This window comes from Roseovarius amoyensis (assembly GCF_003260265.1).
GTDB lineage: Bacteria > Pseudomonadota > Alphaproteobacteria > Rhodobacterales > Rhodobacteraceae > Roseovarius > Roseovarius amoyensis.
Genome location: NZ_QITQ01000007.1, coordinates 159,292 through 171,246 on the forward strand (window position 1 = coordinate 159,292; position 11,955 = coordinate 171,246).

Here is an 11,955-nt window from a genome sequence, read left to right on the forward strand (position 1 = left end):
CCCCCGGCCCAATCGATCTGTCGGTTGCGGCCCGCGTCAGCCGGCGGCGGCCACGGCGCGACGCGTCATCACGCCGACCAGATGTGCGCGATAGTCGCCCGAGCCATGGACATCGGCGATCATGCCGGCGCCATCGAGCGTCAGCCCCGATACCGCGTCGGCGGAGAAGTTCGCCAAAAGCGCCTTTTCCGCCTCGGTCCAGCGGAACACGCCCTCGTTCGACGCGCCGGTGACGGCCACGCGCACGCCATCGGCATATTGGGCGACAAAGGCCCCCACCAGCGCAAAGCGCGATGCGGGTTGTTCGAACTTGGCGTATGCCGCGCGCTGGGGCACCGGAAAGCGAACTTCGGTGATGATCTCACCCTCGTCCAGCGCGGTATCGAACATGCCGGTGAAATAGTCGTCGGCCGCGATCTCGCGCTTGTTGGTGACGATGGTCGCGCCCGACCCCAGCGCGGCGGCGGGATAGCACGCCGAGGGGTCGTTGTTGGCCAGGCTGCCGCCGATGGTACCGCGATTGCGCACCGCCGGGTCACCGATATTGGCTGCCAGATGCGCCAGCACCGGGTAGTGATCCTGCGCTGCTACCTGCGCATGCGGCGTGGCCGCACCGATGCTGAGGTTGCCGCCATCGACCCGGATGCCCTGCAGTTCGGAGATGCCGGTCAGGCTGACCAGCTTTCCAGGGCTCGCCAGACGCTGCTTGAGCGTCGGGATCAGGGTCTGCCCGCCCGAAAGCGGCTGCGCCTCGCCATCCGAGAGCGCGGCAACCGCGTCGGCGAGGGTGGAGGGGCGCTCGAATTCAAATGCATACATCGTTTCTTCCTCCTTATCCCTGCATCGCCTGCCAGACCCGCGAGGGCGAGACAGGCATGTCGATGTGATCCACCTTGTATCCACCGGACTGGAGCGCATCGATCACCGCGTTGACCACAGACGGTGGCGAGCCGATGGCGCCGGCCTCGCCGCAGCCCTTCACGCCAAGCGGGTTGTGCGTGCAGGGCGTCTGGCAGGAATGGTCGACCGTGTAGAACGGCAGGTCGTCGGCGCGCGGCATGGCGTAATCCATGTAGGAGCCGGTCACCAACTGGCCGTCTTCGTCATAGACGCAATGTTCCAGCAGCGCCTGACCGATCCCCTGGGCGATGCCGCCGTGCACCTGGCCGTCGACGATCATCGGGTTGACGATGTTGCCGAAATCATCCGCCGCCGAGAACCGTTCGATGGTGACCTTACCGGTTTCGGGGTCGATCTCGACCTCGCAGGCATAGGCGCCGGACGGGTAGGTAAAGTTGGACGGATCGTAGAACGCCGTTTCCTCCAGCCCCGGCTCGATCTCTTCGAGCGGATAGTTGTGGGGCACATAGGCCGCAAGCGTCACGTCACCCCAGGCAACCGACTTGTCGGTGCCCGCGACCGAGAACTGGCCGTCCTTCAGCACGATGTCGGCCTCGCTGGCCTCCATCAGGTGGGCGGCGATCTTGCGCGCCTTGTTGATGATCTTTTCGGTGGCGCGCACCATTGCCGATCCGCCAACCGCCAGGCTGCGCGAGCCATAGGTGCCCATGCCCATCGGCACCCTGGCGGTGTCGCCATGCACGATCTCGACCATGTTGGCGTCGATCCCGATCATCTCGGCCACGACCTGGGCAAAGCTGGTCTCGTGCCCCTGCCCGTGGCTGTGCGAGCCGGTCATCACCGTGATCCCGCCGGTGGCGTTCACCCGCACGGTGGCGCTTTCATATAGCCCCGCCCGCGCGCCAAGCTGGCCCACCAGCGACGAGGGCGCGATGCCGCAGGCCTCGATATAGCAGTTGACGCCGAAGCCGCGCAGCTTGCCGCGCTTTTCGCTTTCGGCGCGGCGAGCGGCAAAGCTCTTGATGTCGGCGATCTCTTCCAGCTTGTCCATCGTCGCGACATAGTCGCCGGTGTCGTATTCCACCGCCACGGGCGTGGCATAGGGAAATTCGGTGATGAAGTTCTGCCGCCTCAGCGCGATCGGGTCGACACCCAGTTCACGCGCCGCCTTGTCGATCACCCGCTCAATCTGATAGCTCGCCTCGGGCCGGCCGGCGCCGCGATAGGCATCGACCGCGACGGTGTTGGTAAAGACCGCCTTGACGTTGACGTAGATGTTGGGGGTCTTGTAGTTCCCGGCCATCAGCGTGCCGTGCAGATAGGTCGGCACCGAGGGCGCGAAGGTCGACAGATACGCCCCCATGTTGGCCAGCGTATGAGTGCGGATGGCGACGAAGTTGTTGTCCTTGTCCAGCGCCAGCTCGATCTTTGTGACGTGGTCACGCCCATGAGCGTCAGAGATGAACGCCTCGGACCGGCTGGCCGTCCACTTGACGGGGCGGTTCAGCGCCTTGGCGGCGAACGTCACGAAGGCCTCTTCGGCGTAGTGAAAGATTTTCGACCCGAAACCGCCGCCCACGTCAGGGGCGACCACGCGCAGCTTGTGCTCGGGGATGCCCAGAACAAAGGCGCCCATCAGCAGGCGGATGACATGCGGGTTCTGCGAAGTGGTATAAAGCGTGCTGTCGTCGCTGGCGCGGTTGTAGTCGCCCACCGCGACGCGCGGTTCCATCGGGTTGGCGACAAGGCGCTGGTTCACCAGCTCCAGCGTGGTGACATGGGCCGCGCCCTTTATCGCCGCGTCCACGGAATCGCGGTTATCCTCTACAAAGCCCCAGTCGTAGCAGAGGTTCGAGGTCAGATCGTCATGGACCTTGGTTGCACCGTCCTCGAGCGCCGCCTTCATGTCGACGACCGCCGGCAGTTCCTCGATCTCGACCGCGATCGCCTCGGCGGCGTCGCGGGCCTGTTCGCGCGTCTCGGCCACCACAGCGGCGATCGGATCGCCGACATGGCGCACCTTGCCCTGCGCCAGGACCGGGTGTGCGGGCTCTTGCATCGGCGCACCGAAGCGGTCGGTGACCTGCCAGCCGCAGGGGATGCCGCCCACGCCCTCGAAATCGGCGCCGGTGAAGATGCGGACGACGCCCGGCATGCCCTCGGCCACACCGGTGTCGATGGCGGTGATGCGCCCGTGCGCCACGTCAGAGCGCAGGAAATGCACATAGGCCTGACCGCGCATGTTGATGTCGTCGGTATAGTTGCCGGTTCCGGTCAGGAACCGGACATCCTCGCGTCGCTTGGTTGCGGCGCCGATGCCTCCGTCCATGGGCATGACTTTCCTCCCTTGATCATCTCCGAGGGGGCGAGCATGCGCCCCCGTCCTACCCTGTCAGTTCGCCGTCTCCGGCCTCATTGATCCCACATCATCCTGATTTCATCGACGGTGTAGTCGCGGTTGCTTTCGGTCCCCTCGCTGTGAACGACGAGGAACGCATCGACGACGCCGTTGACGATCGGGCACATGATCACCACGTCCTGGTCGCCGGGGCGCAGATCCCAGCCATAGACGACCCAGTTGGCGCGGGTGACCTTGCCGCTGCCGTTCTGGTTCTTGTAGCGGAACAGGACGTATTCGGCCTTGCTCATGCAGGTTTCGCGGTCATGGGTCAGCCCCAGTTCAACGGTGTCATAGCTTTCGGCCTGTGCCATCCCCGTGGCTGCGGCCAGAAAACCCAGCCCTGCAAAAAGTCGAATCGTCTTTCCGCTCATGTCGATCATTCAGAAATCCCCTTACTAAAGCTGTTTTCACTCGGCAGCGATCTGGCCGACATCCTGACCGGATGCCGCCATGATCGCCTTGACGATGTTGTGGTACCCCGTGCAGCGGCAGATATTGCCTTCCAGGTAGTCGCGGACCTCCGCTTCGCTGGGCCTGGGGTTTTCCGCCAGCAGCGCCGCCGCCGACATCACCATGCCCGGCGTGCAGAAACCGCATTGCAGGCCGTGATGGTCCTGAAACGCCTGCTGAATCGGGTTCAGCGTGCCATCGGCGGCCGCCATGCCCTCGATCGTTGACACCTGTGCGCCATCGGCCTCGGCGGCCAGCATGGTGCAGGATTTCACTGCGCGCCCGTCAACATGCACGACGCAGGCGCCGCACTGGCTGGTGTCGCAGCCCACATGCGTACCGGTGAGTCCCAGGTTTTCGCGGATGAATTCGACCAGCAGCGTGCGTCCTTCGACTTCGCCCGACGCAGGCTTGCCATTCACGGTCATGCTGACCTTCGGCATTGGCTCCTCCCAATTATCGAATTGTGTGGTTTGGCTGTCCTAACTTAAGCACGCTCCCGCCCGGTTGAGAACCCGGAACTTTCAGACAACTTCGTGACGGCCGCCGCCACCACGCTGACGGGGTTGCGGCCGGGTCGGTATTTCCTTGAGCAACCCGCCGACACCCCAACCAGCGATATCGGACGACCGCACCGCCAGCCCGCAGGCCACCCGCGACAGCACCCAATCCGCCCCGTGCAACACCGGCGAGCGCGCGCTGCCCGGCAGGCCGATCACCGGTTTGCGCCCCAGTTCCCCCACGAACAGCAGGTTGCCGGGGTCGACCGGCATGCCGAAACGTTCGATCCTCCCGCCGGCACGGATCAGCGCGGCAGGCGCGGTGTCGGCCGGGTCCGAGGTGGCCGAGCCGGTGAGAATCAACACCATCTCGCCCGTGGCCGAGGCAATCGCCGCAGCAAGCGCCGTCTCGTCATGATCCACCCGCAGGGTCTGGGCCAGCTGTATGTTCAGACCCGAAAGCCGCGCCTCGATCGCGTCGACACCTTTCAGCCCCGGCCCGCCGGGAATGTCGGTGACGATCAGCGAAGCGGTCTCATAAACCGGCCGTGCCAGCCGAATCGCGCCATGCGCGGCCTGCGCCGCCCGCGCCACCGCATCAGAGGCAACGCCATAGGCGATGATCTTGACGGTGGCGACCATGCCGCGCGCGTGCATCTGGTGAAAGGGCGGTACTGTCGCCACGGTGATCATCGGATCGACGGCGTTGGCGGCGTCGATCCTTGCCGCCTCGATCAGCGCGACGCCCGGCCCCTCGGCCAGCAGGTTGACCCGCCCGGTAAATGGCGCGCCCGGTCGCAGCCCCTCGGCCCCGGCATGCAGCGCCGTCGCCACCGCCACGGCGGCGGCGTTTTCGTCCATGTCGCCGGGGTCGAGACGGGCGACGCAGACCTCACCCATCCCGGCGGTGGCAAGCGCGGCAATGTCCTGATCGCTCAGGACATGGCCCTTTCTCAGCCGTCCGTCGGGCAGGCGCACCGAATGCGCCAGGATCGCCCCCGCCGCGCCGGCCACGGGGATGGTGCCGAACCTCATGCCCCGCGCCTCAGAACCCGCAGCATCTCGGCCAGGATCGAGACCGCGATCTCGGCCGGGCCGGCAGAACCGATGTCCAGCCCGATGGGGGCGTGAATGCGCGCGATCTGCGCCTCGGTCATCCCGCGCGAGACCAGCCTTTCGACCCGCTTGCCGTGGGTGCGGGTCGAGCCCAGCGCGCCGATATAGAAACACTCGGACGCCAGCGCCACCTCCAGCGCCGGGTCGTCCAGCTTGGGGTCGTGCGTCAGCAGCACCACCGCGGTGCGGGTATCCACGCCCACCTTGCGCAACGCCTCGTCGGGCCAGTCATGCAACAGCCGCTCGCCCGGGAACCTGTCGGGGCTGGCAAAGCTATCGCGCGGGTCGACAACGATCGGGTCGAACCCCGCGATGCGCGCCATCGGCACCAGCGCCTGGGCGATATGCACCGCCCCCACCACGACCAGCCGCAGCGGCGGGTTGTGAATGGCGACAAAGGTCTGCCCGTCGTCTTCGAACCCGGAGCGGTCCATGCGAAAGCGTTCGACGTATTCCTCGCGCACCAGCCGGCGGTTGACGTCCACCCCGGTAACATAGGCGATGGGTTCGCGGGCGGCGCGGGCGGCGACCAGATCCTGCAGCACGGCTTCGGGCATGACCGAGCCCACAGGTTCGACCAGCACGCGGATGGTGCCGCCGCAGGCCAGCCCCACGGCAAAGGCATCGCCGTCGCTGACGCCGTATTCCAGCATGACCGGCTTGCCCGCCTCGATCGCGTCAAGCGCCTCGGCCACCACCGCCCCCTCGACGCAGCCGCCCGAGACCGAGCCGGCGATCTCTCCCTCGCCGGAAATCGCCAGCTGGCTGCCCACCCGGCGCGGGGCGCTGCCCCAGGTCTGCACCACCGTCGCCAGTGCGGCCCCCTTTCCGGCGCGATGCCAGGCCAGCGCGATTTCGGGAATGTCGTCAAACCGGTCCATGATCTGTCTCCTGGCGCGCATATTGGGGCGCGCTGCGGGTGGTTTCAAACACGAATGTCGCGCACCATCCCCCCATTCACCTAGGCCGCTGCGACAGGTGCCTCAAGAGGTGGCGCGCCCGCCTGGCGGCACGGTTTCCTCTTCGGCCCGCAGCAAGGCCATCAGCCGCGCCTTTTCGCCAGTGTCATCGGGGCGCGAGATCACCTCGGCCAGTTCCTGCAGCGTGGCGATGGAATGACCGGCGCGAAAGCTGTCCACATGCGGCAGCATCGCCCGGATGCCCACCGCCCTGGGCGCGAATTCCTGCCAGCGCAGCAACGGGTTGAGCCATATAAGCCGGCGTGCGGACAGGCGCAGGCGCTCGACCTCGCGCGACAGGCGGTCGGGGTCGCCACGGTCCAGCCCGTCGGTGATCAGCAGCACCACCGCCCCCTGCCCCATCACCCGGCGTGACCAGTCGCGGTTGAATTCGTGCAGGCAGTCGCCAATGCGGGTGCCGCCCTCCCAGTCCTGCGCCTGGCGCCCGGCGGCGGCAAGCGCGGCATCGACATCGCGCGTGGCCAGGTGGCGGGTGATGTTGGTCAGACGGGTGCCAAAGGTAAAGGCATGCACCCTGGCCCAGCCCGCACCCTTGTGGTTGGCCACCGCGTGCAGGAAATGCAGCACCATGCGGCTGTACTGGCTCATCGAGCCGGAAATGTCGCACAACACCACTAGGGCGGGCCAGCGCGGGCGTGGCCGGGTGTGGTGGATCTTCGCGATCTCGCCACCCCGGCGCATGGCGGCGCGCAGGCTGCGGCGGGCATCGACCCGACGGCCCTGGGGGCTGGCCTCGCCCCGGCGCGAGGCCAGCGGCTTGACCGGCAGCGTGAGACGCGCCAGCATGCGTTTGGCCTCGGCGATCTCGGCGGTGCTCATCTGCTCGAAATCCAACGTCCTGAGGCGTTCCTCGGCCGACATGGTGCGCGAGGCGTCGATTTCGATCACCGCCTCTTCGTCGCTGCCCTCGGGTTCAGGCACATCACGATCGACCCCGTCGAGCAGCGCCTCGGCGGCGCGCTTTTCACCGGCGTCGGCGCTGCGTTCCTCCTGCACGCCGCGAATGGCGGGCAGCATCATCGCCATCATGTGTTCCATGTAGCGCGGATCACGCCAGTAAAGGCGAAAGAGCTGGGCAAAGACCGCTCTGTGTTCGGGCCGGGTGATGAAACACGCCTGAAGCGTGTGAAAGAAATCATGCCGAGAGGTAAAGCCAGCCGCCTCGACCGCGCGGATGGCGTCGATCACCCGCCCCGGACCCGCCGGCAGCCCGGCTTTGCGCAGCGCGCGGGCAAAATGGATGATGTTCTGGGCCAGCCGGGGGTTTTCCGGCAGATCAAGGGGGGCCGTTTCAGACATGGAGGCGCGGCGAGGGAAGTCGCCCTTGCCCCCAGGGTTGTCTTGACCGATGTGGTCCGATTGTGGGTTTCGGACCAATCAGAGGGCATGCGCCCGCCATGGGGCAGGCGGGCTCATGCCCGGCCCACAAGCGGGCCGGGCGAAACTCTGCACGAGATACGTGATTTTTTGGTGCTCTCATGCCGGGCCCAGAGTGGCGCGCACCTCGTCCAGGATGCGCTTGGCCTCGGAGCCCTGCAGCCGGGCAATGTCGTCCTGGTATTTCAGGATCGCGCCCAGCGTGTCGGCGATCACCTCGGGGCTGAGGTCGATCACGTCCAGCGCCAGCAGGCACTTGGCCCAGTCGATCGTTTCAGCGACGCCCGGTTTCTTGAACAGGTCCTCGGTGCGCAGCGCCTGGACGAATGCCACCACCTCGCGGCTGAGCCGTTCGGACGTTTCTGGCGCACGGGCGTGCAATATCTCGATCTCGCGCTCGAAATCGGGGTAGTCGACCCAGTGATAAAGGCAACGCCGCTTGAGCGCGTCGTGCACCTCGCGGGTGCGGTTCGAGGTCAGGACCACGATCGGCGGCTCGGGGGCGTGGATGGTGCCCAGCTCGGGGATGGTGACCTGGAAATCGCTGAGCGCCTCCAGTAAGAACGCCTCAAAGGGTTCATCGGTGCGGTCCATCTCGTCGATCAGCAGCACTGGCGCGCCACCGGGCTGCGGGCGCATCGCCCGCAACAGCGGGCGTTCGATCAGGAATTCCTCGGTGAACAGCTCGTCCTTGAGCGACTCGCGGTCGACACCGCCTGATGCCTCGGCGGCGCGGATGGCGATCATCTGTTCGGCAAAGTTCCATTCATAGACCGCGCTGGCGGCGTCCAGCCCTTCGTAGCATTGCAGCCGGATCAGCCGCCGCCCCAGCCCGGCGGCCAGCGCCTTGGCGATCTCGGTCTTGCCGGTGCCCGCCTCGCCCTCAAGGAATAGCGGCTTGCCCAGCCGCAGCGCCAGAAAGACCACCGTGCCCAGCGCGCGGCCGCAGACATAGTCCTGCCCCGCAAGCATCGCCTGCACGTCGTCGATGGATGTCATGGATTTCATTGAACTCTCCGCACGACCCCGGCCCAACTACCTGCATCTCCCTCCGCCCGCCGTCAAGGCTGTCGGCGCCGGCGCTGGCCCCTGGCCACCCAGAAACCCCTTGGATTTTCCAAAGTTTCGCCCCACTTCAAAGCTAGACCGAGAACCCGAGAGAGCCGCGTCAAAGCGGTCACGACACAAGCGACGAGGACAAGGCAGGATGCAGGACAGCATGAGCATCACGGAAACCGACCTGAGCGGGCTCGACTGGGACGGCTGGTGCGACGAGGCCGCCGAAGTCGCCGGCGAGGACGGTTTCGCCGAACGGCTGGGCCCGAACCACGCCGCTGTTCTTGTCGAGAAAAAGCCCGTATTGCTGGTGACTTTCGAGAATATCGAGACGATCCAGGCGCGATCGGACAAGGCCCACCCCATCGGCTGGGAACTGATGGAAGCGCTGGGATGGTCGCAGCTGTCGCTGGTCAGCAACGGCGGCACCTGGTTCCGCGACCCGCGCGTCTATGGCTTTTTCGACCGGCTGATCGACGACGGTTTTTTCGAGGATTTCGACAAGGTCATCTTTTACGGTGCCGGACCGGGCGGTTATGCCGCTGCCGCCTATTCGGTGGCGGCCCCCGGCGCGCTGGTTCTGGCGCTGCAACCGCAGGCCACGCTGGACCCCCGCGTGACCGAATGGGACGACCGGTTCCACCACATGCGCCGGACCGATTTCACATCCCGGTTCGGCTATGCGCCAGACATGCTGGACGCCGCCGAGCGGGCGGTGATCATCTATGACCAGCAGAACCGGCTGGACGCCATGCACGCGGCGCTGTTCGCCCGCCCCAACGTGATGCGCGCCCGCGCCCGTTTCGTCGGCGTCGAACTGGAGGCCGCGTTCCTGAAAATGCAGATACTCTACCGGATGCTGGCGCAGCTCAGTTCGGGCCGGCTGACCGAGGTCGGGCTGGCGCGCCTTTTGCGCAAGCGGCGCGACTATCCCGCCTACCAGTTCACCCTGCTTCGCCATCTGGAGGACAGCGGCCGCGACAGGCTGGTGATGATGCTGTGCAACAGCGTTCTGAAGCGGCGAAACGCCCGCCCCTTCCGCAAGGCGCGGAACACGGCGCGCGCCAGGCTGGGCCTTTCCCCCGATGACAATACCGCTACGGGCTGAGCCCTCTGGCCCGTAGCGCCGCGATTGTGTAAGCCGGGCGCCATGACAAGACACCTGACCCTGCCCCGCCCGGACGACTGGCACCTGCACCTGCGCGACGGCGCGATGCTGGCTGCGGTCTGTCCCGAAACCACTCGCGATTTCGCCCGCGCCATCATCATGCCCAACCTGGTGCCGCCGGTGGTGACCGGGGCGCAGGCCGCCGCCTATCGTGACCGCATCCTTGCCGCCTGCCCGCCGGGCCACGATTTCACGCCGCTGATGACGCTCTACCTGACCGAGGAAACCGACCCGGCAGACGTGCTGCGCGCCCATGCCGAGGGCATCATCACGGCGGTCAAGCTGTACCCCGCCGGGGCGACCACCAATTCGGCCTCTGGCGTGACGGATTTCGACCGCGTGCGCGGGGTGCTCGACGCGATGGCCGAGGCCGGCATTCCACTGTGCGTGCATGGCGAGGTGACCGACAGCGAGGTCGACATCTTCGACCGCGAGGCGGTGTTCATTGAGCGCGTCCTCGACCCGATCCGCCGGGCCACGCCGGGGTTGCGGGTGGTGCTGGAACACGTCACCACGCGCGACGGCGTCGATTATGTACGTGCCAACGACGACGGTCTGGCGGCGACAATCACGGTTCACCACCTGGTCATCAACCGCAACCACATCCTGGCCGGCGGGATAAGGCCACATTACTATTGCCTGCCCGTGGCCAAGCGCGAAACCCACCGCCTGGCGCTGCGCGAGGCGGCGAGCTCGGGCGATTCGCGCTTTTTCCTGGGCACCGACAGCGCGCCGCATGCCGACGACGCCAAGGAAAGCGCCTGCGGCTGTGCCGGCTGCTTCACCGCGACGAACGCCATGTCCATCCTCGCCCATGTGTTCGAGGAAGAGAACGCGCTCGACCGGCTGGAAGGGTTTGTCAGCCGCCACGGCCCGGCCTTTTACCGGCTGCCGGTCAACGAGGGCACGATCACGCTGGAAAAGGGCGACACCGCTGCCGGCTGGCCCGACAGGATCGACACCGACGCCGGGCCGGTCACGGTGTTCGACCCCGGATTCGACGTGTTCTGGCGGGTTGCAGAAGGCGCCTGAAATCGGTTCGAGTGGGAATCTGGCGCACCCATCAGGATTCGAACCTGAGACCTCTGCCTTCGGAGGAGGTACCGATACCTTTCCTAAATGCACGATAGCGCGCGACGGAGCACGATAACCAACTGATTTTAATTGCCTTTTCAGATTGCCGCTCCGAAGCTCCTATCCAGAAACAGGTCGCAGCTTTCTTCCTGCTGCTTACGTAGTGCTTACGTGAGAAGCGAGGTTGAGGGCCGATCGGAAAGGTCCGCCTTAAGATGGCAAAGCTCACGAAACGCTTCATCGACACGGTTGAAATCCGCCCCAAGGACTACGTCATCTGGGACGACGATCTGCCGGGCTTCGGTTTGCGCGTGTTTGCGTCGGGCAAGCGCAGCTACGTCATTCAGTACCGTGCAGCTGGTCGCTCGCGGCGCTACGCCATTGGTCTTCATGGAGTCTGGACAGCAGAGACCGCGCGTAAGGAAGCGATGGTCCAACTCGGAAAGGTTGCCCGCGGCGAAAACCCCGCCGAAGTGCGCCAGCTTGATCGCAACGCGATTACCGTGAAGGAGTTGGCCGAACAATACGTCGAGGCCATGAAAGCCGGGCTGATCATGGGGAAAGGCGGACGTCCGAAGCGGCCATCTACAGTCTACACAAACATTGGCGCGTTAAACGGACATATCGTCCCACTCATCGGGCAGCGCCGGGTCCAAGACCTGACGAAGGCAGATGTGACGAAGATGATGAACGACGTCATTGCAGGAAAGACAGCTGCCGTTCGGAAGACAGAGAAGAAGCGAGGTGTCTCGGTCCTACGCGGGGGCCGTGGGACGGCGAGCAAGTGTGTCGGCCTAACAGGATCGATGCTCACCTATGCAATTAGCATGGGGATCATCGAACACTGAGCTACCCCCCGAAATTCGGACAGTGACGTAAGCTACGATTTGCAGTCTGCTGATCTTCGACGAGAAGGAGATCAGAGATGTCGAAACGCAAACAACATGCGCCCGAGTTCAAGGCGAAGGTCGC

11 protein-coding genes are annotated in these 11,955 nt (G+C 65.6%); 3 read left to right on the plus strand and 8 right to left on the minus strand.

The features are described 5' to 3' along the window. Positions 1-36 precede the first annotated feature (36 nt). The 8 genes from DL899_RS08635 to DL899_RS08670 all read right to left on the minus strand — a co-directional run bounded on the left by DL899_RS08635 (position 37) and on the right by DL899_RS08670 (position 8,693). On the minus strand, positions 37-819 hold the full coding sequence (locus tag DL899_RS08635) for an FAD binding domain-containing protein (RefSeq protein ID WP_111733847.1): 783 nt from the start codon (positions 817-819) through the stop codon (positions 37-39). 13 nt (positions 820-832) lie between these two features. After that, the gene (locus DL899_RS08640; protein ID WP_111733849.1) at positions 833-3,196 is read right to left on the minus strand and encodes a xanthine dehydrogenase family protein molybdopterin-binding subunit; all 2,364 of its coding nucleotides are present in this window, start codon (positions 3,194-3,196) and stop codon (positions 833-835) included. A gap of 77 nt (positions 3,197-3,273) precedes the next feature. Continuing rightward, positions 3,274-3,642, minus strand: coding sequence for a hypothetical protein (locus tag DL899_RS08645; RefSeq protein WP_111733851.1), 369 nt, complete (start codon positions 3,640-3,642; stop codon positions 3,274-3,276). 27 nt (positions 3,643-3,669) lie between these two features. Next, the gene (locus DL899_RS08650) at positions 3,670-4,155 is read right to left on the minus strand and encodes a (2Fe-2S)-binding protein (RefSeq protein ID WP_111733852.1); all 486 of its coding nucleotides are present in this window, start codon (positions 4,153-4,155) and stop codon (positions 3,670-3,672) included. 81 nt (positions 4,156-4,236) lie between these two features. After that, on the minus strand, positions 4,237-5,247 hold the full coding sequence (locus DL899_RS08655) for a molybdopterin-binding protein (protein WP_111733854.1): 1,011 nt from the start codon (positions 5,245-5,247) through the stop codon (positions 4,237-4,239). Further along, complete coding sequence (locus tag DL899_RS08660) at positions 5,244-6,209, minus strand: XdhC family protein (protein ID WP_111733856.1); 966 nt, start codon at positions 6,207-6,209, stop codon at positions 5,244-5,246. The genes DL899_RS08655 and DL899_RS08660 overlap by 4 nt, the downstream gene beginning before the upstream one ends. Before the next feature lie 102 nt (positions 6,210-6,311). Further along, positions 6,312-7,607 (minus strand): vWA domain-containing protein, encoded by a 1,296-nt coding sequence (locus tag DL899_RS08665; protein ID WP_111733858.1) that lies wholly within the window; start codon positions 7,605-7,607, stop codon positions 6,312-6,314. Between the two features lie 177 nt (positions 7,608-7,784). Further along, positions 7,785-8,693 (minus strand): AAA family ATPase, encoded by a 909-nt coding sequence (locus DL899_RS08670; RefSeq protein ID WP_111733860.1) that lies wholly within the window; start codon positions 8,691-8,693, stop codon positions 7,785-7,787. A 211-nt stretch (positions 8,694-8,904) separates the two neighbouring features. Here DL899_RS08670 and DL899_RS08675 point away from each other — a divergent pair, with 211 nt between their 5' ends. The 3 genes from DL899_RS08675 (at position 8,905) to DL899_RS08685 (ending at position 11,831) form a co-directional block, all read left to right on the plus strand. Continuing rightward, entirely contained in the window at positions 8,905-9,849 is a 945-nt protein-coding gene (locus tag DL899_RS08675; RefSeq protein ID WP_239494651.1) for a phosphoadenosine phosphosulfate reductase, read from the plus strand. A gap of 42 nt (positions 9,850-9,891) precedes the next feature. Further along, on the plus strand, positions 9,892-10,941 hold the full coding sequence (gene pyrC / locus DL899_RS08680; RefSeq protein ID WP_111733864.1) for a dihydroorotase: 1,050 nt from the start codon (positions 9,892-9,894) through the stop codon (positions 10,939-10,941). Between the two features lie 257 nt (positions 10,942-11,198). Further along, positions 11,199-11,831 carry an integrase arm-type DNA-binding domain-containing protein gene (locus DL899_RS08685; RefSeq protein ID WP_111733866.1) on the plus strand — a complete coding sequence of 211 codons (633 nt, stop codon included), beginning with the start codon at positions 11,199-11,201 and terminating at the stop codon, positions 11,829-11,831. Positions 11,832-11,955: the final 124 nt, after the last annotated feature.

Bases quoted from the DNA above. Each gene is read 5' to 3' on its own strand.
- DL899_RS08635 (WP_111733847.1), bottom strand. From the start codon at position 819: ATGTATGCATTTGAATTCGAGCGCCCCTCCACCCTCGCCGACGCGGTT.
- DL899_RS08640 (WP_111733849.1), bottom strand. From the start codon at position 3,196: ATGCCCATGGACGGAGGCATCGGCGCCGCAACCAAGCGACGCGAGGAT.
- DL899_RS08645 (WP_111733851.1), bottom strand. From the start codon at position 3,642: ATGATCGACATGAGCGGAAAGACGATTCGACTTTTTGCAGGGCTGGGT.
- DL899_RS08650 (WP_111733852.1), bottom strand. From the start codon at position 4,155: ATGCCGAAGGTCAGCATGACCGTGAATGGCAAGCCTGCGTCGGGCGAA.
- DL899_RS08655 (WP_111733854.1), bottom strand. From the start codon at position 5,247: ATGAGGTTCGGCACCATCCCCGTGGCCGGCGCGGCGGGGGCGATCCTG.
- DL899_RS08660 (WP_111733856.1), bottom strand. From the start codon at position 6,209: ATGGACCGGTTTGACGACATTCCCGAAATCGCGCTGGCCTGGCATCGC.
- DL899_RS08665 (WP_111733858.1), bottom strand. From the start codon at position 7,607: ATGTCTGAAACGGCCCCCCTTGATCTGCCGGAAAACCCCCGGCTGGCC.
- DL899_RS08670 (WP_111733860.1), bottom strand. From the start codon at position 8,693: ATGAAATCCATGACATCCATCGACGACGTGCAGGCGATGCTTGCGGGG.
- DL899_RS08675 (WP_239494651.1), top strand. From the start codon at position 8,905: ATGAGCATCACGGAAACCGACCTGAGCGGGCTCGACTGGGACGGCTGG.
- pyrC (WP_111733864.1), top strand. From the start codon at position 9,892: ATGACAAGACACCTGACCCTGCCCCGCCCGGACGACTGGCACCTGCAC.
- DL899_RS08685 (WP_111733866.1), top strand. From the start codon at position 11,199: ATGGCAAAGCTCACGAAACGCTTCATCGACACGGTTGAAATCCGCCCC.